The 25,372-nt window shown below is 66.3% G+C and carries 22 protein-coding genes; 4 read left to right on the forward strand and 18 right to left on the reverse strand.

Annotated elements, in window-relative coordinates; all coding sequences use genetic code 11:
* Window positions 1-6: 6 nt before the first annotated feature.
* The 12 genes from nuoI to IE191_RS05045 all read right to left on the reverse strand — a co-directional run bounded on the left by nuoI (window position 7) and on the right by IE191_RS05045 (window position 9,987).
* Complete coding sequence (gene nuoI, locus IE191_RS04990) at window positions 7-492, reverse strand: NADH-quinone oxidoreductase subunit NuoI (RefSeq protein WP_022676294.1); 486 nt, start codon at window positions 490-492, stop codon at window positions 7-9.
* Window positions 489-1,535: an NADH-quinone oxidoreductase subunit NuoH gene (gene nuoH / locus IE191_RS04995; protein WP_191323249.1), complete on the reverse strand. Its 1,047-nt coding sequence runs from the start codon at window positions 1,533-1,535 to the stop codon at window positions 489-491. The genes nuoI and nuoH overlap by 4 nt, the downstream gene beginning before the upstream one ends.
* Window positions 1,532-3,538, reverse strand: coding sequence for an NADH-quinone oxidoreductase subunit NuoG (gene nuoG, locus IE191_RS05000; RefSeq protein WP_191323250.1), 2,007 nt, complete (start codon window positions 3,536-3,538; stop codon window positions 1,532-1,534). The genes nuoH and nuoG overlap by 4 nt, the downstream gene beginning before the upstream one ends.
* Window positions 3,538-4,830, reverse strand: coding sequence for an NADH-quinone oxidoreductase subunit NuoF (gene nuoF / locus IE191_RS05005; RefSeq protein ID WP_191323251.1), 1,293 nt, complete (start codon window positions 4,828-4,830; stop codon window positions 3,538-3,540). Before nuoF ends, nuoG begins: the two co-directional genes overlap by 1 nt.
* Window positions 4,831-4,833: 3 nt before the next feature.
* The gene (locus IE191_RS05010; protein WP_191323252.1) at window positions 4,834-5,502 is read right to left on the reverse strand and encodes a complex I 24 kDa subunit family protein; all 669 of its coding nucleotides are present in this window, start codon (window positions 5,500-5,502) and stop codon (window positions 4,834-4,836) included.
* On the reverse strand, window positions 5,502-5,837 hold the full coding sequence (locus tag IE191_RS05015) for a nuclear transport factor 2 family protein (RefSeq protein WP_191323253.1): 336 nt from the start codon (window positions 5,835-5,837) through the stop codon (window positions 5,502-5,504). The genes IE191_RS05010 and IE191_RS05015 overlap by 1 nt, the downstream gene beginning before the upstream one ends.
* A gap of 1 nt (window position 5,838) precedes the next feature.
* Window positions 5,839-6,048: a hypothetical protein gene (locus tag IE191_RS05020; protein WP_191323254.1), complete on the reverse strand. Its 210-nt coding sequence runs from the start codon at window positions 6,046-6,048 to the stop codon at window positions 5,839-5,841.
* Window positions 6,045-7,256, reverse strand: coding sequence for an NADH-quinone oxidoreductase subunit D (locus IE191_RS05025; RefSeq protein WP_191323255.1), 1,212 nt, complete (start codon window positions 7,254-7,256; stop codon window positions 6,045-6,047). The genes IE191_RS05020 and IE191_RS05025 overlap by 4 nt, the downstream gene beginning before the upstream one ends.
* A complete protein-coding gene (locus tag IE191_RS05030; RefSeq protein WP_191323256.1) occupies window positions 7,253-7,999 on the reverse strand; it encodes an NADH-quinone oxidoreductase subunit C in 747 nt (248 codons plus the stop codon). The genes IE191_RS05025 and IE191_RS05030 overlap by 4 nt, the downstream gene beginning before the upstream one ends.
* 13 nt (window positions 8,000-8,012) lie before the next feature.
* On the reverse strand, window positions 8,013-8,570 hold the full coding sequence (locus tag IE191_RS05035) for a NuoB/complex I 20 kDa subunit family protein (RefSeq protein WP_191323257.1): 558 nt from the start codon (window positions 8,568-8,570) through the stop codon (window positions 8,013-8,015).
* A complete protein-coding gene (ndhC, locus tag IE191_RS05040) occupies window positions 8,567-8,941 on the reverse strand; it encodes an NADH-quinone oxidoreductase subunit A (protein ID WP_022676304.1) in 375 nt (124 codons plus the stop codon). The genes IE191_RS05035 and ndhC overlap by 4 nt, the downstream gene beginning before the upstream one ends.
* 251 nt (window positions 8,942-9,192) lie before the next feature.
* A complete protein-coding gene (locus IE191_RS05045; protein ID WP_308432875.1) occupies window positions 9,193-9,987 on the reverse strand; it encodes an A24 family peptidase in 795 nt (264 codons plus the stop codon).
* A 198-nt stretch (window positions 9,988-10,185) separates the two neighbouring features.
* On the opposite strand from IE191_RS05045, the gene IE191_RS05050 reads away from it, so the two are divergent.
* Window positions 10,186-11,382 (forward strand): acetyl-CoA C-acyltransferase, encoded by a 1,197-nt coding sequence (locus IE191_RS05050; RefSeq protein WP_191323259.1) that lies wholly within the window; start codon window positions 10,186-10,188, stop codon window positions 11,380-11,382.
* A gap of 148 nt (window positions 11,383-11,530) precedes the next feature.
* Here IE191_RS05050 and IE191_RS05055 read toward each other — a convergent pair whose 3' ends face one another.
* Window positions 11,531-12,031, reverse strand: coding sequence for an SH3 domain-containing protein (locus tag IE191_RS05055; protein ID WP_229815114.1), 501 nt, complete (start codon window positions 12,029-12,031; stop codon window positions 11,531-11,533).
* A 228-nt stretch (window positions 12,032-12,259) separates the two neighbouring features.
* On the opposite strand from IE191_RS05055, the gene IE191_RS05060 reads away from it, so the two are divergent.
* Both IE191_RS05060 and IE191_RS05065 read left to right on the forward strand, forming a co-directional pair.
* Window positions 12,260-13,288 (forward strand): 2-hydroxyacid dehydrogenase, encoded by a 1,029-nt coding sequence (locus tag IE191_RS05060; RefSeq protein WP_191323312.1) that lies wholly within the window; start codon window positions 12,260-12,262, stop codon window positions 13,286-13,288.
* Window positions 13,289-13,374: 86 nt separating this feature from the next.
* A complete protein-coding gene (locus IE191_RS05065) occupies window positions 13,375-14,697 on the forward strand; it encodes an ammonium transporter (RefSeq protein WP_191323261.1) in 1,323 nt (440 codons plus the stop codon).
* Window positions 14,698-14,782: 85 nt separating this feature from the next.
* On the opposite strand, the gene IE191_RS05070 is transcribed toward IE191_RS05065, so the two are convergent.
* The 5 genes from IE191_RS05070 to IE191_RS05090 form a co-directional block, all read right to left on the reverse strand.
* Window positions 14,783-16,192, reverse strand: coding sequence for an NAD(P)H-dependent flavin oxidoreductase (locus IE191_RS05070; protein ID WP_191323262.1), 1,410 nt, complete (start codon window positions 16,190-16,192; stop codon window positions 14,783-14,785).
* Window positions 16,193-16,432: 240 nt separating this feature from the next.
* Window positions 16,433-17,560 (reverse strand): peptide chain release factor 2, encoded by a 1,128-nt coding sequence (gene prfB / locus IE191_RS05075; protein WP_191323263.1) that lies wholly within the window; start codon window positions 17,558-17,560, stop codon window positions 16,433-16,435.
* A 115-nt stretch (window positions 17,561-17,675) separates the two neighbouring features.
* Window positions 17,676-18,233 (reverse strand): peroxiredoxin, encoded by a 558-nt coding sequence (locus tag IE191_RS05080; protein ID WP_229815115.1) that lies wholly within the window; start codon window positions 18,231-18,233, stop codon window positions 17,676-17,678.
* A 30-nt stretch (window positions 18,234-18,263) separates the two neighbouring features.
* Window positions 18,264-20,834: a penicillin-binding protein 1A gene (locus tag IE191_RS05085; protein WP_191323265.1), complete on the reverse strand. Its 2,571-nt coding sequence runs from the start codon at window positions 20,832-20,834 to the stop codon at window positions 18,264-18,266.
* A 73-nt stretch (window positions 20,835-20,907) separates the two neighbouring features.
* A complete protein-coding gene (locus IE191_RS05090) occupies window positions 20,908-21,822 on the reverse strand; it encodes an N-acetylmuramoyl-L-alanine amidase family protein (protein WP_191323266.1) in 915 nt (304 codons plus the stop codon).
* A 766-nt stretch (window positions 21,823-22,588) separates the two neighbouring features.
* On the opposite strand from IE191_RS05090, the gene IE191_RS05095 reads away from it, so the two are divergent.
* Entirely contained in the window at window positions 22,589-25,366 is a 2,778-nt protein-coding gene (locus IE191_RS05095; RefSeq protein WP_191323267.1) for an Rne/Rng family ribonuclease, read from the forward strand.
* Window positions 25,367-25,372 lie beyond the last annotated feature (6 nt).

Genomic DNA, 25,372 nt, shown 5'->3' on the forward strand with positions numbered 1-25,372 from the left:
CGCCCCTTACCGGTACGGTGCATCGGCTTCAAGGTTCGCGGCAATTGCCCGCTCCCACTTGTCCCCGTTCGCCAGAAGCTTGGCCTTGTCGTAAAGCAGTTCTTCGCGCGTTTCGGTCGCGTATTCGAAGTTCGGCCCTTCGACGATGGCATCGACCGGGCAGGCTTCCTGGCAAAAGCCGCAGAAGATGCACTTGGTCATGTCGATATCGTACCGCGTGGTGCGGCGGCTGCCGTCCTCGCGCGGCTGCGCCTCGATCGTGATCGCCTGCGCCGGGCACACGGCCTCGCACAGCTTGCACGCGATGCAGCGTTCCTCGCCGTTGGGATAACGGCGCAGGGCGTGTTCACCACGGAAGCGCGGCGAGATCGGGTTCTTCTCGAACGGGTAGTTCACGGTCGCCTTGGGCCTGAAGAAATACTTCAGGGTCAGCCAGTGCGCTTTCACGAACTCCCAGAGGGTGAAGCTCTTGACGAGCTGTCCGACAGTCATGCGAAGTGTCCGGTAGCCATGAGGTAGCCGCTGACGAGGAACACGAACAGCAGCGAGACGGGCAGGAAGATCTTCCAGCCAAGGCGCATCAGTTGGTCATAACGGTAACGGGGCACCGTCGCCTTGACCCAACTGAACACGAAGAAGCCGAAAGCAATCTTGAGGATGAGCCAGATCCAGCCAGGGATCAGGTAGAGAACCGCCAGTTCCACCGGCGGCAGGTAGCCCCCCCAGAACAGCGTGGCATTGAGCGCGCACATCAAGAGCACGTTGCCATATTCACCCAGCCAGAACAGGGCGAACGCCATCGACGAATATTCGGTCTGGTAACCGGCGACGAGTTCGCTTTCCGCTTCGGTCAGGTCGAACGGCGCGCGCTGGGTTTCGGCCATGCTGGAGATGAGGAACATCACCCACATCGGGAACAGCAGCGGGCTGCACCAGAAGCCGTTGATGAAGCCGAGCCCGAAGCCGTGCTGTGCCTTGACGATATCGTTCAGGTTGAACGAGTTGGCCCACAGCACCACGCAGACCAGGATGAAGCCGATCGAGACTTCATAGCTGATCATCTGGGCCGAGGCGCGCATCGCCGAGAAGAACGGATACTTCGAGTTGGACGACCAACCGGCGATGACGATGCCGTAAACCCCGAGCGACGAGATCGCCAGGATATAGAGCAGGCCGACGTTGATGTTGGCGAGGATCGCGCCCGAGTTGAACGGGATCACCGCCCAGGCGAGCAGCGCCACCGTGAAAGTGATGATCGGGGCGATCAGGAACAGGCCCTTGTTCGCCGCCGAAGGAATGATGGTTTCCTGAAGGAAGACCTTGAGGCCATCGGCAAACGACTGGAGGATGCCGAACGGACCGACCACGTTGGGGCCGCGACGCAGCGCCATCGAGGCCCAGACCTTGCGGTCAACATAGATGACCATGGCCACCGCCAGCATCACCGGCAGCGCGATCAGCAGGATGCCGCAGATCGTGGAGATGGTCCAGGCCGCCGCGAAGGGCAGGCCAAGACCCTGAAAGAACGCAGTCATTCCGCGGCCTCCGCCTGAAGTTCACCGTGGAGCAGTTCCGCCGAGCAGCGTTGCAGCGTCGGGCTGGCCCGGCCGATGGCGTTGTTGAGGTAGGGGTCCTTGATCGGATAGCCGATCGTACCCGCGCAATCCGCCGTGGCCGGGGCCGCCGGCAGCGCGCCGTAGTAGGCAAGGCCTTCTTGGCCGAGCGCAGGAACCTGCGCAATCATCGCAGCGCGGAGCTGTTCAAAGCTGTCGAAGCCGACATTGACGCCAAAGGCATCGGCCAGCGCGCGCAGGATCGTCCAGTCCTCACGCGCTTCGCCCGGAGCGAACACGGCGCGTTCGGCAAACTGCACGCGGCCTTCGGTGTTGACGTAAGTGCCGTCCTTTTCGCTGAACGCGGCAGCGGGCAGGATCACGTCGGCGGCATGGGCCGCCTTGTCACCGTGGTGGCCGATGTGCACGATCATGCTGTCGGCAAACTTGGTCCAGTCGACTTCGTCGGCGCCGAGCGAGATGACCATCCTGGGCTTCGCCGCCACGAGATCGGCCAGGCCGCCGGGCTGGGCATAGCCGAGCATCAGGCCGCCCATACGCGAAGCCGCCATGTGCAGCACGTTGAAGCCGTTCCAGCCCTCGCGCACCAGGTTGAAGCGTTCGGCAAAACCCAGGCCCGCTTCCAGCGCACCCTTGGCCAGCGCGCCACCGCCGATGATGATCGCCGGCTTGGCCGCCGCACCAAAGGCCTCGGTGACGTCGGCCGGCAGGTTGAACAGCAGGCTGGCATCTTCGCCCAGGAACGTGGCGGGATAGGTCGTATCCCAGACCGGGCCGATCACGAAGACCTTGGCGCCGCGCTTGACCGCCTTGCGCAGGCGGGCGTTGAGCAGCGGGGCTTCGTCGCGGATCTGGCTGCCCACGATCAGGATCGCGTCGGATTCCTCGATCCCGCCCAGAGTCGAATTGAACGCCACGGCAGCCAAGTTGGACGCGGTGTAGGCGAGGCCCGTCTGGCGCCCTTCGAGCAGCGAAGACCCGAGCGCGCCGGCCAGTTGCTTGGCCGCGAACATGGTTTCGCAATCAACCAGGTCACCGGCGACGACCGCCACCGACGCGCTCGGATTGATCGAGGCCACGGCAGCAAAGGCTTCGGCCCAGGTCGCGGCGACCAGCTTGCCGTCGCGGCGCAGCCACGGACGATCGAGACGACGGCGGGTGAGGCCATCGACCATGAAGCGGCCGCGGTCGGCCAGCCATTCCTCGTTCACGTCGTCGTTCACGCGCGGCAGGATGCGCAGCACTTCGCGGCCACGGCTGTCGAGGCGGATGTTGGCGCCGATCGCGTCCGAAACGTCGATCGAGAGCGTCTTCTTCAGCTCCCACGGACGCGCTTCAAACGCATAGGGCTTGCTGGTCAGCGCGCCGACCGGGCAGAGGTCGATCACATTGGCCGAAAGCTCGTGCTTGGCGGCCTTTTCCAGATAGGTGCTGATCTGCATGGTTTCGCCGCGATAGAGCGCGCCGATTTCGTCCACGCCGGCGATCTCTTCGGAGAAACGCACGCAGCGGGTGCAGTGGATGCAGCGCGTCATCGTGGTCTTGATGAGCGGCCCCATGTACTTCTCGGTCACGGCGCGCTTGTGCTCGTGATAGCGCGAGCCACCACGGCCATAGGCCACCGACTGGTCCTGAAGGTCGCACTCGCCGCCCTGGTCGCAGATCGGGCAATCGAGCGGGTGGTTGATGAGGAGGAACTCCATCACCCCTTCCCGCGCCTTCTTGACCATTTCGCTGTCGGTGCGGATTTCCTGGCCTTCGCTGGCCGGAAGCGCGCACGAAGCCTGCGGCTTGGGCGGCCCGGGCTTCACTTCGACCAGGCACATGCGGCAGTTGCCGGCGATGCTCAGTCGCTCGTGATAGCAGAAGCGGGGGATTTCCTTGCCGGCGAGTTCGCAGGCCTGGAGCACGGTGGCCCCGGCCGGAACTTCGAGTTCGACGCCGTCTACTTTGACCTTGGGCATTATTCTGCGGCCTCCCGAACGTCGGCGCGCGCGGCGATGCGACGTTCGATTTCGGGGCGGAAGTGGCGGATCAGGCCCTGGATCGGCCAGGCGGCCGCATCACCCAGAGCGCAGATGGTGTGGCCTTCGACCTGCTTGGTCACGTTGAAGAGCATGTCGATCTCTTCCACGTCAGCATCGCCGGTGCGCAGGCGCTCCATCACGCGCCACATCCAGCCGGTGCCTTCGCGGCAGGGGGTGCACTGGCCGCAGCTCTCGTGCTTGTAGAAGTACGACAAGCGGCTGATCGCGCGGACGATGTCGGTGGACTTGTCCATGACGATGACCGCCGCCGTGCCCAGGCCGGAGCCGAGCGCGCGCAACCCGTCGAAATCCATCGGCGCGTCCATGATCTCGGCGGCCGGCACCAGCGGCACCGAGGAACCACCGGGGATCACGGCCAGCAGATTGTCCCAGCCGCCACGAATGCCACCGCAGTGCTTTTCGATCAGTTCGCGGAACGGGATCGACATCTCTTCTTCGACCACGCAGGGCGTGTTCACGTGCCCGCTGATCTGGAACAGCTTGGTGCCCTTGTTGTTCTCGCGGCCGAAGCTGGAGAACCAGGACGCGCCACGGCGCAGGATTGTCGGGGCAACCGCGATCGATTCCACGTTGTTCACCGTGGTCGGGCAGCCATAGAGACCGGCGCCGGCCGGGAACGGGGGCTTGAGGCGGGGCTGGCCCTTCTTGCCTTCGATCGATTCAATCATCGCGGTTTCTTCGCCGCAGATGTAGGCGCCCGCGCCGCGATGGACGAAGACGTCGAAATCATAGCCCGAACCGGCCGCGTTCTTGCCCAGCAGGCCCGCGTCGTATGCTTCGGCCACGGCGGCGAACAGCGTCTCGGCTTCGCGGATATATTCACCGCGAATGTAGATGTAGGCCGCGCGCGCGCCCATGGCGAACCCGGCGACCAGCGCGCCTTCGATCAGCTTGTGCGGATCGTGGCGGATGATCTCGCGGTCCTTGCAGGAACCCGGTTCGGATTCGTCGGCGTTGATCACCAGGAAGCTGGGACGGCCATCCTTGGATTCCTTGGGCATGAACGACCACTTCATGCCGGTGGGGAAGCCCGCACCGCCACGGCCGCGCAGGCCGGAGTCCTTCATTTCCTGGATGATCGCGTCGCGCCCGCGGGCGATCAGATCCTTGGTGTTGTCCCAATCACCGCGCGCCTGGGCGGCCGCGAGGTTCCACGGCTGGTAGCCGTAGAGATTGGTGAAGATGCGATCCTTGTCGGCAAGGGCCATGGCTTACCACTCCCCTCGGTAATCGTGGTTTTCAGAAACCATCGCCGTCAGCGAGGTCGGCCCGCCCACCGGTTCCACGGTGTGGCGGCCCGGCTCCTGCGTGCCGGTCTTGGGCTGGCGCCCGGCAGCCAGTTCGTCGAGGATGTGCTCGATCCGCTCGGCCGTCAGGTCTTCATAGTTGTCGTCGTTGATCTGCACCATCGGGGCCGAAGCGCAGTTGCCCATGCATTCCACTTCGGTCAGCGTGAACAGGCCATCGGCCGTGGTGTGGCCCTTCTTCATGCCCTTGGCCTTGCAGGCCGCGAGAATGTCGTCGGAGCCGCGCAGCATGCACGGCGTGGTGCCGCAGACCTGGACGTGGAAGCGGCCGACCGGCGCGATGTTGTACATCGTGTAGAATGTCGCCACTTCCAGCACGCGGATGATCGGCATGTCGAGCTGGGTGGCGACATATTCCATCACCGGCAGCGGCAGCCAACCCTGCGTGTTTTCCTCGGCGCCCACCTGGCGCTGCGCCAGATCGAGCAGCGGCATGACCGCCGAACGCTGGCGACCGGCGGGATAGCGCGCCACGATTTCCCTCGCCTTGGCCGCATTGGCCTCGGTCCAGGCAAAGTTGCCCCAGCGCGCGCGCAGCTCGGGGCTATCGGGTTCGGGATGACGATCAGCCATTAGCGAATGAACTCCACGCGGGCGCACTTGTCGCCGTCGAAGCTGTAGACGGCAATCACGTCAAACGGCTCGGCGGCGGCAGAGCGCCAGACGCGCTCGTGAAACACGACATAGTTGCCCAGCTCGTTCGAACCGATCACTTCGGCGCGGTTTTCCGGAAACTCGGCAAACATCTTCTTGAGGCCCTCGCGGGTGCCTTCCTTGCCTTCGCGCACCACCGCGCCGCGATAGCCTGCCTCGCAGGCATCGTCGGTCATGTAGGTGACGTAAGTATCGGCATCCTGGGCGTTGTAGGCCGCGATCATGGCCGTGGCGATTTCGGTCAGGCCCGGCATCTCAGCGCCCTCCCGTGCGACGGCGGGCGCGGCCGAACCACAGCCCCTGGCCGAAGTGGAACAGCTCGAAGCCACCGACTGCGCTCGCCAGCATGGCCAGGCTTTCCGGCGCCGTGCCGGTCACGGCAAAGGCAATGAACCATGCCGCTGTCAGGACCAACCCGGTGAGGCAGGCCAGGATCGAAACCTGGTCGATCTGCGCGCGGCTCACCGGTCGCACTCCCCGAACACCACGTCGATCGCGCCCAGGATGGCAGTGGCGTCGGGCAGCATGTGGCCCTTCGACATGAAATCCATCGCCTGGAGGTGCGAGAACGCCGTGGGGCGGATCTTGCAGCGATAGGGCTTGTTGCTACCGTCGGAGACCAGATAGACGCCAAATTCGCCCTTGGGGCTTTCGGTGGCGACATAGACTTCGCCGGCCGGCACGTGGAACCCTTCGGTGTAGAGCTTGAAGTGATGGATCAGGCTTTCCATCGAGCTCTTCATCTCGGCGCGCTTGGGCGGCACCACCTTGCGGTCGGTGCTCTGCACCGGGCCTTCGGGCATCTGCGCCAGGCACTGCTTCATGATCCGGGCGGACTGGCGGACTTCCTCGACGCGCACCATCATGCGGTCATAGCAGTCCCCGCGCGTGCCGACCGGAATATCGAATTCCATGCGGTCATAGACGTCATAGGGCTGCGCCTTGCGGATATCCCAGGGAATGCCCGAGCCGCGGATCATCGGGCCGGAGAAGCCCCAGGCCACCGCGTCTTCCTTGCTCACCACGGCGATATCGACGTTGCGCTGCTTGAAGATGCGGTTGTCCACCACCAGGCTCATCGCGTCGTCGAACAGTTGCGGCAGGCGCGTGTCGAGCCAGTCGGCAATGTCGGTCAAGAGCTTGAGCGGCACGTCCTGGTGCACGCCGCCGGGGCGGAACCAGGCCGAGTGCATACGCGCGCCCGAAGCGCGTTCGAAGAACGTGAGGCAGTCCTCGCGGATTTCGAACAGCCACAGGTTCGGCGTCATCGCCCCCACGTCCATGACGTGCGAGCCGATGTTGAGCATGTGGTTGCAGATGCGCGTCAGCTCGGCGAACAGCACGCGCAGGTATTGCGCGCGCAGCGGCACTTCGATGTTGAGCAGCTTTTCCACCGCGAGCACGTAGGAGTGCTCCATCGCCAGCGGCGAGCAGTAGTCCAGGCGGTCGAAATAGGGCAGCGCCTGGAGATAGGTCTTGTGCTCGATCAGCTTTTCCGTGCCGCGATGCAGCAGGCCAACGTGCGGATCGATCCGCTCGATGATTTCGCCGTCCAGCTCCATGACCATGCGCAGCACGCCGTGCGCGGCCGGGTGCTGCGGGCCAAAGTTGATCGTGTAGTTGGTGATGACCTCGTCGCCCGTGGTGGGCGACTGTTCGAGCGAAAAGCTCATGCCTTGTCTCCCACTGGCTTGTCTCCCGCAGGCTTGGCCGCGTCCTTGTTGGCAGCAGCGCCAGCACCGGTCTGCGCCGGGGTCGGCGTGTCCTTGGGCGTCGCCACCGGCGCCGGAGCGGCCGCCTGCGCGGCCTTCTCGTCACCCGGCAGCACGTAGTCCGCGCCTTCCCACGGGCTCATGAAGTCGAACTGGCGCAAGTCCTGGGCCAGGCGCACGGGTTCATAGACCACGCGCTGGTCTTCCTCGGAATAGCGCAGCTCGACATAGCCGGTCAGCGGGAAATCCTTGCGGAACGGATGGCCCTGGAAACCGTAGTCCGTCAGGATGCGGCGTAGGTCCGGGTTGCCCGCGAACAGCACGCCATACATGTCGTAGACTTCGCGCTCCAGCCAGCCAGCCACCGGCCACAGCACCGTGGCGGTCGGCACCGGGGTGCTCTCGTCGGTGCGGACCTTGACGATCAGGCGATGGTTGCGGGTCAGCGACAGCAGGCAATAGACCACCTCGAAGCGGTCGAGCCGCTGCGGATAGTCCGCCCCGGCAATCTCCATCAACTGCTGGTATTCGTGCTCGTCACGCAGGGTGCGCAGCACGTCCTGGATGCGCTCGCGCACCACCAGCAGGACGATTTCGCCGTGCTCTTCCTTGGCTTCGATCACCAGATCGCCGAGCGCGGCCGCCAGCGTATCCTTGACCCCGTCAAACGGAGCGTAGCGCGGCGCGGAATGCAGAATGGCCATGTGCCCTACCCCCTCAACGCTCAAGCGTGCCGACGCGGCGGATCTTCCGCTGCAACTGCATCACGCCGTACAGCAGCGCTTCGGCAGTCGGCGGGCAACCCGGCACATAGATGTCGACCGGAACGATGCGATCGCAGCCACGCACCACCGAATAGCTATAGTGGTAATAGCCGCCGCCATTGGCGCACGAGCCCATCGAGATGACGTACTTGGGGTCCGACATCTGATCATAGACCTTGCGCAGCGCCGGGGCCATCTTGTTGCACAGCGTACCGGCCACGATCATCACGTCGGACTGGCGCGGCGAGGCGCGCGGGGCAACGCCGAAGCGCTCCATGTCATAGCGCGGCATGTTGACGTGGATCATTTCCACGGCGCAGCAGGCCAGGCCGAAGGTCATCCACCACAGCGAGCCGGTACGCGCCCACTGGAACAGTTCCTCGGTCGAGGTGACGAGAAAGCCCTTGTCCGAAACCTCGGCATTGATGCTTTCGAAAAAGGCCTGGTCGGGCGCGACGATCGGCGAGCCGGGCACAGGCGAGAGAGCAGGGTTGGTAGCCATGTCGTTCATTCCCAATCCAGTGCGCCCTTCTTCCAGGCGTAGATGAAGCCCAGCACCAGTTCGGCGAGGAAGACCATCATGGTCGCCCAGCCGGCCCAACCGGTCTGCTTCAGGCTCACCGCCCAGGGAAACAGGAACGCTGCTTCCAGGTCGAAGATGATGAACAGGATCGCCACCAGGTAGAACCGCACGTCGAACTGGCTGCGCGGGTCTTCAAAGGCGGGGAAGCCGCACTCGTATTCGGCCAGCTTGTCTGCCGTGGGGTTGTGCGTGCCCGTCAGACGGGCCGCCCCCATAGGCAGGAAGACGAAAGCCGTCGAGAGCGCGAGCGCGATCCCGAGAAAGATCAGGATCGGCAGATATTGGATGAGGTCGACCAAGGGGCTGACTCGCGATGAAATGCACTTGGCACGGGGCACTAGTCCCCCCTTGGCGCATGTGCAAGTGGGGTGCAGCGCAATAAAGGGGATTGACCACGCCCATTTGGGCAAGACCGTGACAATACCGAGCCAAAAACCCCTAGATTTTGGCGCAATGGCCCATCACCGCCGCGCCGAATGCCGCATCGCGAGATCGAGTTTGCAGGATTTGCGCAGACGATTGCAGGGCATGCAATCCATCCGCCAACGGTTCACGCCAGGCCGAAGACGAAAACGGGCCAGGCCGCCACGGCCAGGAACGTTCCAAACGGCAGCATCGTAGCGCCGTGGATCGGCCGCCCGCACAGGCGCATGAGGCCGGCCACGGCCAGGCCCAGCCCCGCCGCCCCGAGCAGCACCGGCGGCACCCCGAGTGGCCCCACCCAGGTGCCGATCGCGCCCAGCAGCAGTGGATCGCCACCGCCAAGCCCGGCGCGGCCACGCCAGCGGCGATAGAACGCGGCGACCAGCGCCAGCAGGCCATAGCCCAGCCCGCCGCCGAGGATGGCCCATGCCAGCGCGTCCGCACCTGCCAGCGCGGCCAAACCCAGACCGCTCGCGGCCAGCAGCGCGTTCAGCCGCCAGGGCAGCCACAACGCCCTGGCATCGAGCAGCGCCAGCAACAGCAGTTGCCAGCCCAGAACCATCGCCGGCAGACCCGGAAGAACCGTATCAGGCGGCCCCAGCCAGGCCAGGGCGCCAATCAGCGCGCCGCCCGCTTCGGCAACGAGTTGCCCGGTTCCGATCGACGCGCCGCAATGGCGGCAGCGGCCGCGCAGCGCCAGCCACGAAAGGATCGGCACGAGATCGCGCGGCGCCAGCCGCCGCCCACAGCCATCGCACGCCGAGGGCGCGGCCACGATCGAACGCCCGGCGGGTAGCCGCATCGCCACGGTCCCCAGGAACGATCCGACGATTGCCCCCAATATGGCGCCAATTGCCAAGAGCAGTCCCGGACGCGCTCCCGCAATCAGCATCTGCGCCGCATTTCCCAGACTTGGCCCCATCCCTTGCCGACCCTGCCGCCCTCCGCGCACGCGAGACCACGCGCCAGACCATGCTGCGATGCGTCATGAAACGGCAACCTGGCGCCGCCTTCAATTGCATTCGCGTCGCCCGCTCTCTACATCGGCGCTGGCAACGACAAGATGCCGCCGCCCGTCCAGAGCCGTGGCGGCTGCTTAGCACAGGAAGGACCTGTTACCATGGCCCAGTTCTCCGCCGCCGATCCGATCGTCATCCTCAGCTATGCCCGCACGCCGATGGGCAGCATGCAGGGCGCCCTCGCCGATGTGGCCGCGACCGATCTTGGCGCGACTGCCGTGAAGGCCGCGGTTGAGCGCGCCGGTGTCGACGGCGCCGATGTCGAACGGGTCTACATGGGCTGCGTGCTGCCCGCCGGCCTTGGCCAGGCCCCGGCACGCCAGGCGGCGATCAAGGCGGGCCTGCCCAAGTCGGCCCAGGCCACCACGGTCAACAAGGTCTGCGGCTCGGGCATGCAGACGGTGATCATGGCGTCCGAAGCGCTCGCGGCCGGCAGCATCGACCTGGCTGTCGCCGGCGGCATGGAATCGATGACCAACGCCCCCTACCTGCTCAAGAAGCATCGCTCGGGCGCGCGCATCGGCCACGACATGGCCTATGACCACATGTTCCTCGATGGCCTTGAAGACGCCTATGACGCCGGCCGCGCGATGGGCACTTTCGCGCAGGATACCGCCAATGATTATGGCCTGACGCGCGAGAACCAGGACGAATACACCATCGAATCGCTGCGCCGCGCCAAGGCCGCGATCGCGGAAGGCGCCTTCGTCGAAGAAATCGCGCCGGTCACGGTCAAGACCCGCGCGGGCGAAGTCACCGTCGACACCGACGAAGCGCCCGGCAAGGCTCGCCCTGACAAGATCCCGACGCTCAAGCCCGCCTTCGCCAAGGACGGCACGATCACGGCGGCGACTTCCTCGTCGATCTCCGACGGCGCCGCTGCCCTCGCCCTGACCCGCCAGAGCGTGGCCGACGCCAAGGGTCTCAAGCCGGTGGCCCGCATCGTCGCGCTGGCCGCCCACGCCCAGGAACCCAAGGACTTCACCATCGCCCCGGTCGGCGCGATCAAGAAAGTGCTCGACAAGGCCGGCTGGAGCGTGGCCGACGTCGACCTGTTCGAAGTGAACGAAGCCTTTGCCTGCGTCGCCATGTTCGCGATGCACGACCTCGGCATCGGGCATGACAAGGTCAACGTCCACGGCGGCGCCACCGCGCTCGGCCATCCCATCGGCGCCTCGGGTGCGCGTATCATCACCACCCTGCTGGGCGCCCTCAAGCGCCACGGCAAGACCAAGGGCGTGGCCAGCCTGTGCATCGGCGGCGGCGAAGCCACTGCCTTGGCCATCGAACTGCTGTGAATTGGATCGGGGGTCGTGCAAGGTATCGCACCACCCCCAACCCCCTCCTCTAAAGAGGATGGGGCTTGATCGGCTCTCTCCCCCTCCTTTTCAGAGGAGGGGGTCGGGGGGTGGTGGAAAACTGAAGCAAACTCTGAAGCGTCCGCCCTCAAGGCGTCCCGGCGCCCCACAGCGCATCCTGCGCCATGAAGCCCTTGCGGCCAGCGATATCGACGGGGCACCAGCCATCGCGGCAATCGCCCAGAGCCGCCTGCACGCCTGGCGCCGCGCGCCACAGCACCGGGCCGCTGCCATCCTTGTTGGCGCGGATCGGGGCTATCGCGCCCTTGACCAGCCCGGCGCGGCTGCGGCTGAGGAACTGGGCCAGAACCCAGCCCCGCGCGCCGTCCGGATCCTCGATCAGGCGCCAGCCACCCATCACGCGCAGCACTTTCACCGGTAGGCCGCGCCGCACATAGACCCAGTTGATGCGATATTCGCGCCCCGGCCCGACGCGCATGTTGGTCTGGTCCTTGGACAGCGAGGCCCAATAGGGGGCGTTGCCGTCATCGGCCGCGTGCAGATGCGCCGGCCGCCCGGCCAGGCCCACGGCGCCAGCCACCAGGGCCAGCGCAACGGCCGAACGGATGAGGAAGCGAAACTGGATCACGACAAGACTTCTCCCGCCGCCCTGGAAGGGCGCGCCACGCCTGTTGCGATACAGGATTGATCGCCAAGGGCAACCGCCACAACGGCGATGCGCCCCGCACGATCCCGGCTGTCCACCAAAGATCGCGCCGGTCCGGTCCAACGTCCACTCCGGAGTCCTCTCCAGCATCCGATATCGTCCTTGGTCCGGCTTGACCGCCCCCGCCCCATGCGCATAGCCATGGTGGCGATGAGTCAGCACGCCCGCCCGCAAGACTTGCGCCTCACGCGCCGCATCGAAGGCAAGCCCCGCGTGGTTGTCACGCGCCGGCTGCTGCCCGAAACCCAGCGCCGCATGGCCGAGTTGTTTGACGTCACGCTCAATGCCGATGATCGCCCGCTCTCGCGCCAGGCGCTGCTCGATGCGGTGGCGCAGGCCCATGTCCTGGTGCCGACCGTGACCGACGCGATCGACGCCGAACTGATTGCTGCGGCGGGACCGGGCCTTGGCCTGATTGCCAATTTCGGCGCGGGCATCGAGCATATCGACCTTGCGGCGGCCCGCGCGCGCAAGATCATCGTTACCAACACTCCCGGCGTGTTCACCGACGACACGGCGGACATGACCATGGCGCTGATCATCTCGGTGCCGCGCCGGCTGGCCGATGGCGAGCGCGTGATCCGCGAACAGACCTGGGAAGGCTGGTCCCCTTCCAGCCTGCTCGGCCACCGTCTGGGCGGCAAGATGCTGGGCATCATCGGCATGGGCCGAATCGGCCAGGCCGTCGCCCTGCGCGCGCGCGCCTTCGGGCTGGCGGTGGTCTACCACAACCGCCATCGCCTGCCCGCCGCCGCCGAAGCGGCGCTGGGCGCGCGCTATGAACCCGATCTCGATCGCCTGGTGCGCGAGGCGGATATTCTCTCGCTGCATTGCCCGCACACCGCCGAGACCCATCACCTGATCAACGCGCGCCGCCTGGCGATGATGAAGCGCCACGCCTATGTGGTGAACACCGCGCGCGGCGAACTGATCGAGGAAGCTGCCCTGATTGCCGCGCTGGAAGCCGGCGCGATCGGCGGCGCGGGGCTCGATGTCTTTGCCCACGAACCGGAAGTTGATGCCCGCCTTCGCCGCATGCCCAACGTCGTGTTGCTGCCGCACATGGGCAGCGCCACGTTCGAGGGGCGCCTGGCCTCGGGCGACAAGGTGATCGCCAATATCCGTTTCTGGGCCGATGGCCATCGCCCGCCCGACCAGGTGATCGAAGGCTGGGCCTGACCGGCTATCTCGCCACGGCGCGGTTATCCTCACCATCGCGCTAACCATTTCGGATTTGTCAAAGACTTGGGCCTAGGGTGCCGCGCATGATTGATTCGCTGCGACTTCGCGCAGGCCACGTTCTGGCCGCCCTCACCTTGCTGGCCTTGCCTTCCTTGGCGCATGCGCAGGATGCCGGGCTCGACCCGGCCGATAGCGGCGATACCGCCTGGCTGCTCGCCGCCACGCTGTTCGGGCTGCTGCTGGTGCTGCCGGGCCTGGCGCTGTTCCATGCCGGGCGCGTGCGCGCGGCCAGCGTCGTCTCCATGATCACCCAGACCGCCGCAATCGTCGCGCTGGTTTCGGTGCTGTGGATCGTGGTTGGCTATACGCTGGCGTTCGGCGCGGTCAGCAATGGTTGGCTGGGCAGCGGCAATGCCTGGATGCTGATCGACCTGGGCAATGTGCGCGCCGATACGCTGATCCCCGAAAGCGCCTATGCGCTGTTCGAGATGGTCTTTGCCCTCGCCGCCCCGGCCCTTCTCGTTGGCGCCTGGGCAGATCGCGCGCGGTTTGGCTGGGTCATCGGCTTCGCCGCGCTGTGGAGCCTGATCGTCTATGCCCCGGTGGCGCACTGGGTCTGGGGCGGCGGCTGGCTCGCCACGCGGCTCGGCACGGTGGACTATGCCGGCGGGCTGGTCGTGCATACCAGCGCAGGCGTTTCCGCGCTCGTCGTTGCCCTGCTGATGGGCCGTCGCGAACGCTTCTCCCCCGGCGCGGCACAAAGCGGCAGCAGCCCCGTGCTGACGCTGACCGGCGCGGCGCTGGTCTGGGTCGGCGGGCTGGCACTGGCCGGTGGCAGTGCCTTTGCTGCTGGGGATGATGCCGCCATGGCGCTGGTCAACACGCACGTTGCAACAGGCGTCGCGGCGCTGGCCTGGCTGCTGCTCGACCGCCTGGGCGGCAAACGCCCCGGCCCCACCGGCCTGGCGCGTGGCGCGATGGCGGGCCTCGCGCTGATCGCACCGATGGCTGCCTATGTCAGCCCTGGCATGGCCGTGGTGCTGGGCCTCGCTGCGGCAGTCCTCGCCAAGGGCGCGGCGCATGTGATGCAGCAGCGCTTGCAGATCGACGATTCGCTGGGCGTGTTCGCCGGCCACGGCGTAACCGGCGCGGCCGGCACGCTGCTCACCGCCGTGGTGCTCAGCCCCTCGCTGGGCGGCACCGGCTATGGCCCCGGCATGGACCTGGCGCGCCAGGTGGTGGGCCAGGCGATCGGCGTGGCCGCCGTCGCGGCCTGGAGCGCGATTGCCACCGCGATTGCCGCGCTGATGGTCTCCATGGCCCTGCCCATGCGCGTTACCCGCGAGGATGAACTGGCCGGGCTGGATCGCACCAGCCACGGCGAAGGCGCGTTCGACACGGACTGAACAAGCGCGCCCAACCAACGGTGTTGCAACAAAAAAGCCCGGAGTTTCCTCCGGGCTTTTTTATCAGAAGACCAACCGGATCGGCTCAGTCGCCGGTCAGGATGCGATCCACCAACTGCTTCACCGTGGGGGTGAAGTTGTTGGAATAGAACGGGTCCTGCTTGAAACGATAGGCCGCGTGGCCGGCAAACATCAGGTTCTGGTTGACATCGCCGCCATGGGCGATGTCTTGCAGCGTCTTCTGGATGCAGAAGCTGCGCGGATCGGCAAGGCGCCCGGTGGTGTAGTCGTCATGGTCCTTCCACGACGAGAAGCCGCAGTGCGACAGGCAGCCCATGCAGTCGGCCTGGTCCTTGCGGATTTCGTCGCGCTCTTGCGGATTGACGAAGATCACGGTGTCGTCCGGCGTGCGCAGCGCAGTGGTGAACCCGGCACCGAACCATTCGCGCGCGCGGGCAAGGTCTGCCGGCGTCACCCAGAAGTTCTTGCCCTTCACGCCCACGTCCAGTTGCACGGTGTGCTCGCCCGCTTCCACCTTGGAATAGGGCACCTGGCGTTCGGACCGCGCTTCCAGCGCGCGCAGAAACGGATTGCGCACCGCCGAGGAATAGAACCCGGTTGGCGAGAACTTGTGCAGCAACACGTCGCCCGGCTCGAGCGTGCGCAGGTGATCCTTCCACGCCTGCGGGATCGGGCTTTCCTCGGTGAGCAGCGGCCGCGTGCCGAACTGGAAGGCAATGGCCCCCAGTTCCGGATTGTCGATCCAGTTGTTCCATTCGCGCAGGAACCACACGCCGCCGGCCATCACGATCGGCACGTCATCGCTCACGCCCTCGGCGCGCATCGTGTCGCGCAGCGCCTTGACGCGGGGATAGGGATCTTCCGGCTGGCGCGGGTTTTCCGCGTTGGACAGGCCGTTGTGCCCACCCGCCAGCCACGGGTCTTCATAGACCACCGCCGCCATCAGGTGCGCCACCTTGTGATAGGCGCGCTTCCACAGCGCGCGGAACGCGCGGCCGGACGAAACGATCGGCAGGTAGCTGACGTTGAAGCGCGCGGCGATTTCCGACAGCTTGTAGGGCATGCCGGCGCCGCAGGTCACGCCCGAGACCAGGCCCCGGGTGCGTTCCAGCACGCCTTCAAGCACCTGCTGCGCGCCGCCCATTTCCCACAGCACGTTGATGTTGATCGCGCCCTTGCCGCTGGCGATGTCATAGGCGCGGCGCACCTGTTCCACCGCGCCATCGATGGCATAGCGGATCAGCTCCTCGTGACGCTCCTTGCGCGTGAGCGCGTTGTAGATCTGCGGGATGATCTTGCCTTCAGCGTCATAGCTGTCGGCATTCACCGCGCTGACCGTGCCGATTCCCCCGGCGGCAGCCCACGCTCCCGAACTCATGTGATTGGTTGCGGCAACCCCCTTGCCACCTTCCACCAGCGGCCAGACTTCACGGCCACCATAAAGGATCGGCTTCAACCCCTTGAACGCAGACATATCATTCCTTCGACGCGACCCGGCGCGTGGCATTTGCCGGCTTGCTGCGCGGCACGTGCGATCGATCCCTTGCGATCGTCCGTGCACCGTTGCGCTTGGCCGGCCCTGAAAAACCCGAATACGCTGCTTTACGGCGAAACGCCGCCAAGCGAAAGTCCGGTGTCGTGCTTTTGCCGCATCAACGCGCCGAAATGGGGCGTTGCATCGTCAAAAATCCTCTCCAAAGCGGCGGAAAGACGCTCAATCGTCGTCTTCCACCGCCACCTTTTCGCCCGTCACGCGCTGCGACAGGGCCGCCGCCATGAACGGATCGAGCGCCCCGTCAAGCACGTCGGTGGGATTGGTGCTGACCACGCCCGTGCGCAAGTCCTTGACCTGCTGATAGGGTTGCAGGACGTAGGAGCGGATCTGGTGGCCCCAGCCGATCTCGGTCTTGGCGGCATATTCGCCCGAAGCCGCCGCCTCGCGCTTGGCCAGTTCCGCTTCGTAGATTCGCGCCTTCAGCATGTTCATCGCGGTGGCGCGGTTCTTGTGCTGGCTGCGGTCGTTCTGGCTGGCCACGATGATCCCGGTGGGCACGTGGGTGATACGCACCGCCGAGTCCGTGGTGTTGACGTGCTGACCGCCCGCGCCCGAAGCGCGATAGGTGTCGATCTTGAGGTCGGCCGGATTGATTTCGACTTCGATGTTGTCGTCGATCTCGGGATAGACCCACACCGAGCTGAACGAGGTATGCCGGCGGGCCGAGCTGTCATAGGGGCTGATGCGGACCAGGCGATGCACGCCGCTTTCGGTCTTGGCATAGCCATAGGCGTTCTCGCCCTTGATCAGCAGCGTGGCGCTCTTGATCCCGGCGGCTTCCCCGGCGTGGTAATCGACCAGGTCGACCTTGTAGCCATGGCGTTCGGCCCAGCGCGTGTACATGCGCTGGAGCATTTCGGCCCAGTCCTGGCTTTCGGTGCCGCCGGCGCCAGCATGCACTTCGAGATAGGCGTTGTTGGCATCGGCTTCACCGGCCAGCAGCGCCTGGACCTTGTCGGCATCGGCGCGATTGGCCAGCGCGGCCAGCGTCGCCAGCCCTTCGGCCACCGTCTCGTCATCGCCTTCCATCTCGCCGAGCTCGACGAACTCGATGGCGTCGGCCATTTCCTGGCCGATCTGGTTGACGGTGCCGATCGAGGCTTCCAGCCGCCGGCGCTCGCGCATCACGGCTTCGGCGTTCTTCGGATCGTCCCACAGCTTGGGATCTTCGACACGGGCGTTGAGTTCGTCGAGCCGGCGCACGGCGCGGTCCCAGTCGAGGAACTTGCGCACCAGCGCCAACGCCGCCTCGATGCGGTCGATATGAGCCTGCCCTTCGGCACGCATGACGGTCTTACTCCATACAAACGAACTGGCCGCTTAGCGAAGCCCGCCCGTTTGTAAAGGTGCGCGCTGGCAACCCATCGCGAAACACTCCGCGAACGGGCCGCCAGCGCGGCCTTCAGCCGTGACGGCGGTGCATCGCCTGGACGGCGGCGAGCGTGAGCTTCACGTGATCGCGATAATCGAGGTCGGAATGGACCAGCGTGATCCGGCCATCGGGCGCGATGACATAGCTGGTGCGCGAGGTCAGCCCGGTGGACTTGCCACCCTGCTGGAGATCGACGTCATAGGCCCGGACGATCGCCGGGGTGGCCGCCGCCACGGCAAACTTGTTGCGGCATTCCTCGGTCGAAAAGCGGGTCAGCGTCGCTACATCGTCGTTCGACATGCCGATCACCGTGGCGCCGGCCTTGGCGAAATCGGCCGTGGCGTCGGCAAAGGCATGGGCTTCGAGTGTGCAGCCTTGCGTGAACGCCTTGGGGTAGAAATAGAGCACGACCGGGCCGCGCTTGAGCGCCTGGCGCAGGTTGAAGCTGAACGGCTTGCCGCCCAGCGCGCCTTGCGCGGTGAAATCGGGCGCGCGGGCGCCCTGCGGCAGCGCGGCATGGGCAGCCGCCATCGGCGTGAGGGAAAGGGCGAAGGCCGCCAACGCGGCAAGGGGGGAGCGCGTGATCATGGCCATGCCTCTAGCACAGCGATCGCGCCCTCAATAGATGCCCCCTTGGTCCTCCACGAAGTTGCTCCCGGCCGGGCGCGCGGCCGGCGCCGCCGCCGGGCCACGCGCCGCCCGCGCCTTGCGCAGCGCATCGAGCACGGCTTCCTTGGCGGTGATTTCCGAAGGCTGCACGGTGCGGCGCGGCTCGGTATCGGGCTTGAACGCTTCCCAGATGATCGAGGCCTTGCGGTCGTTGTCCTGCGGCGTGCCGCCGAACACCCGCTTGCCCGAAACGCGATCGATCTTCACCATCGAGACGCCGGCAGGCGCGGTAAACGGAATGTCGGACCAGCGCGGCCGCGTGGCCAGCACGAACTGCTTGAAGATCGGCGCGGCGATGCGCCCACCCTGGGCATAGCCGCCCAGGCTGCGCGGCTGGTCATAGCCCATGTAGACGCCGGCGATGATATCGGGCGAACCGCCCACGAACCACACGTTGGTCGGCCCGCTGGTCGTGCCGGTCTTGCCGAACAGCGGCAGGCCCAGATCGTGCAGCGTCTCGGCCGTGCCGCGCACCACCACGCCTTCCAGCATGTGCACCACCTGGTAAGCGGTGCGCGGATCGAGCACCTGCTTGCCTGCCGGGCGCAGGCGCGGCATCGCCGTGCCATCCCAGCGCGGCATGTTGCAGCCGGTGCAGGCGCGGTTGTCGGCGCGCCAGATCACCTTGCCGTTGCGATCCTGGACATAGTCGATCAGCGTGGCTTCGCGCTGGCGGCCATGGTTGGCGAGCGCAGCATAGGCATTGACCATGCGCGTCACCGTCGTGTCACCCGCGCCCAGCGCCATCGACAGATAGGGCTGGTAATCGCCGATGCCCACGGCCTTGATCGTGCGCACCACCTTGTCCATGCCGGTGTCGTTGGCCACGCGCACGGTCATCAGGTTACGCGACTGTTCCAGGCCCCAGCGCATGGTGTGGCTGCCCGATCCGCCCTCGTTGCCAAAGTTGCGGAAGCACTTCTGCCCCAGCGCCGCGCCCTGGTAGACGCAGAACGTGCCATCGACGATCATCGAGGCCGGCGTCATGCCGTTGTCGAGCGCGGTGGCATAGACGAAGGGCTTGATCGTGGAGCCGGGCTGGCGCTGCGCCTGAGTGGCGCGGTTGAACGAGCCCAGCCGCGCGTCGAACCCGCCCTGCATGGCGAGTATCCGGCTGCTCTGCGGGTCTTCCACCACCATGCCGCCCGAAACCTCGGGCACCACGCGCAGCGCCCAGGTGCCACTGCCCGCCGGGGCAACGGTGATCACGTCACCCACTTTCATCGCGTCGGGCACGCCATAAAGGGTGCCGGTCTGCCCATCGGCAAAGCCCACCTGCCCGCTGCTGCCCCGGCGCGACACCAATACGGCCACGCGCCAGTCGAGATAGCGGATCGACAGGTTGCTGTTGATCAGTTGCGCCTGCCAGTTGCCCTCTTCCATGTCGATGTGCGCGATCGGCCCGTGCCAGGGCCGCCCGGCGGCATAGCGCAACAGCCCGGCGCGCAACGCATCCTGCGCCGCCGTCTGCAATTGCTGGTCGAGCGAGGTCCGCACCCACAGGCCACCGGCATAGACGCTATTCGGCCCATCCTTGGCCTGTTCGCCGAACTGGTCGATCAACTGGCGGCGCACTTCCTCCAGGAAATAGCCGGCATCGGCGGTGTAGCTTTCGGTGCGGCGCGGCACCAGGCCCAGCGGCTGCGCCTTGGCCTGGGCCACGTCGGCCGCGCTCGCCCAGCCGTTCTTCTGCATCTGGTCCAGCACCCAGTTGCGGCGGGTGATGGCCTTTTCGGCAAACTTGGCGCGGCTGTAGGTTTCCGGTGCCTTGGGCAGGATCGCCAGGAACGCCGCTTCATGCAGCGCCAGGTCGCCCACGTCCTTGTCGAAATAGGCGCGCGCCGCGGCCTGTACGCCAAAGCTCTGCCGGCCCAGCGGGATCTCGTTGAGATAGAGCTCCAGGATCTGCTGCTTGGTCAGCACGCTTTCGATGCGCCGCGCCAGAAGCATTTCCTTGAGCTTGCGCGTCACCGAATATTCGTTGCCGATCAGGATGTTCTTGGCGACCTGCTGGGTAATGGTGGAGCCGCCCCGCGCGCGCTCGCCCGAGCCCAGCTTGGTGGCATAGTCCACCACCGCGCCGGCCAGCCCGGTCAGGTCCACCCCGCCATGGGTCCAGAACGTCTTGTCCTCGGCCGAAAGGAACGCATTGATCAGTTGCGGCGGGAAATCAACGAAGCGCAACTGCACCCGCCGCTCGCGCGCATAGCTCGACACGATCTGCCCATCGGCACCGCGCACCATCGTGGGCAGCGGCGGCTGGTAGGTCAGCAGCGTATCGGCAGACGGCAGCGTGCGCTCCACCGTCACCCACAGCAGGCCACGCAGCACCAGCAGCACCAGCACGAGCCAACCCGCGCGGCGGAGCCACTTCGATCGCTGCCACAGGCCGCGAATCCGGCCGAACGGATTGCCGCCCCGCCTGATGCGGAATCGACGGCCATTCGGCTCGCCTTCGGGCTCACGGTCTGGTTCGGGCGCATCGCCGCGCGCAATGATCGGGGGCAGGTCGTCGGCCATCGTGGCCGCGCTCTAGCACGGGGCTTTGCGCGCGCACCAGTGCCTATCGCGTCGCCGGCGTTTCGGCCGGCCGCTATCCGACGCCCGGCGACCGACTGTCCTGCTCGGCAAGAAAAATCGCGATGGCCCGCGCCACGGCGGCGGCAAAGCCGTTGCGCCAGGCCTTGTCGGTCATCGACCGCGCGTCGGCCGCGTTGCTGATATAGCCCGCTTCCATCAGCGCCGACGGCAAATCGAGCGACTTGAGCACGACGAACGCCGCCTCGCGCCGGGGATCGACATGAAAGCGGATCGGCCCCTGCCCTTCGCGCAAAATCAGGTCGGCCAGGCGGATCGAACGGGTGCGCATCTCGCGGCGCGACAGGTCCACCAGGATCGAGCTGACCGCGCCCGATTGCCCTTCGAGAGTCACGCCGTTTACCGTGTCCGCCCGGTTTTCGCGCCGCGCCAGGGCATCGGCCACGGCGTCCGATCCCTTGTCGGACAGGGTATAGACCGTCGCCCCGCCCGCATCGGCGCTGGGCGCGGAATCGGCGTGGATCGACAGGAACAGGTCGGCATGCAGGCGCCGGGCAATGCCCGAGCGCTCTTCCAGCGCGAGGAAGCGATCGTCGCTGCGGGTCAGGGCCACGCGCACATGGCCTTGCGCCAGCAGCGCATCGCGCAGCGCAAGCGCAAGCGCCAGGGTCAACTGCTTTTCGCGCAAGCTGCCTTCCCCGCTGGCGCCGGGATCATGACCGCCATGGCCGGCATCGATCACCACCAGCGGGCGGCTGGCATCGGCCGGGCCGAGGATCGGCGGCAGGTCGATCGGGCGCGTGCCATCCGGCAAGGCCACGCGCACCACATAGGCCGGCACTTGCCCGCCCCGCCCCGCTCCCACGCCAAGCACCACCCGCGCCCACACCACGGCCGCCAGCAACGGCACCACGAACAGCGCGGCGATTGCAAGCCATTGCGGAACCGGCAGGCGGGGAAGCTTAACCATGATCCGCCCGCCTATGCCGCGCCGCGCGCCCCATGGTCCAGTGTTAATCGCCAAGGCCTGTCACCGCGCGTCCGCGTGCCGGATCAGGGTCGCCGCGCATCCGCAGAAAGACGGAGCGTTTCAGGACACGGTTTTAATTGCCGCTTTGTGATTGGGGTGCTAGCACCCATCTAACGGAGCAGTCCGACCGGCTGCTTTCCTCGCCGCGTTGCCGCCGCGCCCAACAGGTGCGCCATGGCAGCAACGCCCACGGCCGATGCGCCAATGGCAGGGGGATGAAGCGGTCGGGCTTGGTCCGGGCGGGCAGGAAGGGAAAAGGCACAGACGCCGCCCTCGCCCGCGCTTGAGGTTGATGCCGTGATGAAGAGCCGCGTACCGTTCCAGCCAAAGCGCCCCACCGGGGCCTTTGTGCTTTGTACGGATACCGGCACGCACGAAGACACCGGCGCTTTTGCCCGTGCAATCGGCAACCGGGGCTCCCGCGCGGAGCCATCGTCGCACGTCTTCACCACCGCAGACGCACACCAACCGCCGCCGGGCGGCGAGCATCATGGCCCCTTGTTGCACAGATTTCTGCCGCGCAGATTTCTGTCGCGCAGCAGCCGGCCCATGCTCCGATCCGGCACATCCGCATTTGCAAGGCGCCTTCGGCCCGTCCGCGTTCCTCACCAGGATCGCGGGCGCACGCCAGGCCCTTGCACCACCACAAGAAACCGCGCCGATTTCCCGGGCACCGACCCGTGGCCGCGCGGCTGGAGACAATGGAATGACCCAGCGCATGCTGATCGATGCGCGCCACCAGGAAGAAACCCGGGTGGCTGTGCTCAAGGGCAACCGTATTGAAGAATTCGACTTTGAATCTGCCGATCACAAGCAGATCAAGGGCAATATCTACCTCGCCAAGGTCACCCGCGTAGAGCCGTCGCTCCAGGCGGCTTTCGTGGATTTCGGTGGCAACCGCCACGGCTTCCTGGCGTTCAGCGAAATCCACCCGGATTACTACCAGATTCCCAAGGAAGATCGCGAAGCGCTGCTGGCCGAAGAGGCTGCGCACGCCGAGGAAGAAGCCGCCCTGCGCGCCGCCGAAGACGGTGACGACGAGGATTACGAAGGCGGCGCCGACTACGAAGGCGGCTACGACGACGCCGAAGGCGTGACCGAGGTGGACACCTCGGAAAAGGACCAGGTCGCCACGATCGAGGGCGGCGTGGTCGAAAACGGTTTCGACCATGACGCCGAAGAGGGCGAGGAAGCCCAGGGCGAAGGCGGCCGTCGCCAGCGCCGTCCGCGCCGCCAGGGCCGTGGCCAGAGCAAGGAAGCCGAAGAACTGCGCGCTAAGCGCATGGCCCTGCGCCGCCGCTACAAGATCCAGGACGTGATCCAGCGCCGCCAGGTGCTGCTGGTCCAGGTCGTCAAGGAAGAACGCGGCAACAAGGGCGCGGCGCTCACCACCTATCTCAGCCTGGCCGGCCGCTATTGCGTGCTCATGCCCAATTCCAGCCATGGCGGCGGTATCAGCCGCAAGATCAGCTCGGCCTCCGACCGCAAGCGGCTGAAGCAGATCATCGCCGAAATGGAACTGCCCCGCTCGATGAGCTGCATCGTCCGCACTGCGGGCCTCCAGCGCACCAAGCCGGAAATCAAGCGCGACTTCGACTATCTCGCTCGCCTGTGGGACGAGATCCGCGAAAGCACGATGCGCTCGTCCGCCCCGGCGCTGATCCATTCCGACAGCGACCTGATCAAGCGCGCGATCCGCGACATCTACAACCGCGATATCGAGGAAGTGGTCGTCGAAGGCGAAGCGGGCTATCGCGCCGCCAAGGACTTCATGAAGCTGCTGATGCCCAGCCACGCCAAGCGGGTGCGCCAGTATGCCGATCCGGTCCCGCTGTTCCAGCGCTATGGCGCCGAAGACCAGCTTTCGGCGATGTATGATCCCGTGGTGCAGCTCAAGTCGGGCGGCTACCTGGTGATCAACCCGACCGAAGCGCTGGTTTCGATCGACATCAACTCGGGCCGCTCCACCAAGGAGCACGGCATCGAGCAGACCGCCGTGGCCACCAATCTGGAAGCCGCGCGCGAAATCGCCCGCCAGTTGCGCCTGCGCGACATGGCCGGCCTCGTCGTGATCGACTTCATCGACATGGAATACGGATCGAACATCCGCAAGGTCGAGAAGGCGATGAAGGACGCGCTCAAGGACGACCGCGCGCGCATCCAGGTCGGCCGCATTTCCGGCTTCGGCCTGATGGAAATGAGCCGCCAGCGCCTGCGCACCGGCGTACTGGAAGCCACCACCCGCGCCTGCCCGCACTGCGATGGTTCGGGCCTGGTCCGCACCGCATCGTCCGCCGGCCTCTCCGCGCTGCGCATGATCGAGGACGAAGCCGCCAAGGGCAAGGGCAGCGTCATCACGCTCTATGCCAGCCAGGAAGCGGCGATCTACGTGCTCAATGCCAAGCGCGCCGATCTCGCCGAGATCGAGATGCGCTATGGCGTGAACGTGGAAGTGATCCCCGAAGGCGAAAACGAAGGCGCCAAGATGCGCGTCGCCTCCCGCGGGCCCAAGCCGGAATTCGTGCCCCGCTTCGAACCCATCGTCGAGCCTGAAGAAGACGATGTGATCGAGGACACCTACGACGAAGAAGAAGAAATCGTCGAGGAACGCCGCGAGCGCGAGGAAAGCCGCGAAGGCCGCAGCGAGGGCGACGGCAATGGCCGCCGCAAGCGCCGCAAGCGTCGTCGTGGCCGCAACCGCGACCGTCGCGACGAAAACGGCAACAGCGAAGCTGGTGACGAGTTCGACACCGACGATGGCGAAGGTCATGACGCCGAAGGCAGTGCCGACGAGGCCGCCGAAGCCGACGCTGCCGACGAAGAAGCGACCGTGGACGGCCAGGCCGATGCCGACGACGATCGTGGCCCGCGCAAGCGCCGCCGCCGCAACCGCCGCCGTCGCGGTGGCCAGCGCGACGATGTCGCAGAGGGTCAGGCCGAAGATGGCGAAGCGCAAGCGGTGAGCGAGGACGCCCCCGCTCCGGCAGAAGCGATCGAAGCGCCCGTCGCTGCGTCAGAGCCGGCACCGGTGGTCGAAGCTCCGGTGGAAGCGGCCCCGGCCGCCGAAGAGGTTGCTCCGGCAAAGCCCAAGCGCGTCCGCAAGAAGAAGGTGGTCGAAGCGCCGGCAGAAGCGCCCGCTGCTGAAGCAGAGGTTGCTGCGCCCGAAGCGCCGGTCGAAGACGCCGCTCCGGCCAAGCCCAAGCGCGTGCGCAAGAAGAAGGTGGTCGAGGCTCCGGCCGAAGCCGCCGTCGCCGCGCCCGCGCCGGAAGCGCCGGTCGAAGAGGCCGCTCCGGCCAAGCCCAAGCGCGTCCGCAAGAAGAAGGTGGTCGAAGCGCCGGCAGAAGCCGCGCTTGCACCGGAAGCCCCGGTTGCGGAAGCAGCCCCTGCTCCGGCCCCCGCTGATGCCGGCGAAGACGCCGCCGCAGAGGGTGACGACAACACGGCCCCGCGTCGTGGCTGGTGGCAGCGCACGTTTGGTGCCTGACAACCG

This window comes from Novosphingobium pokkalii, assembly GCF_014652855.1.
GTDB classification, from domain to species: Bacteria; Pseudomonadota; Alphaproteobacteria; order Sphingomonadales; family Sphingomonadaceae; genus Novosphingobium; species Novosphingobium pokkalii.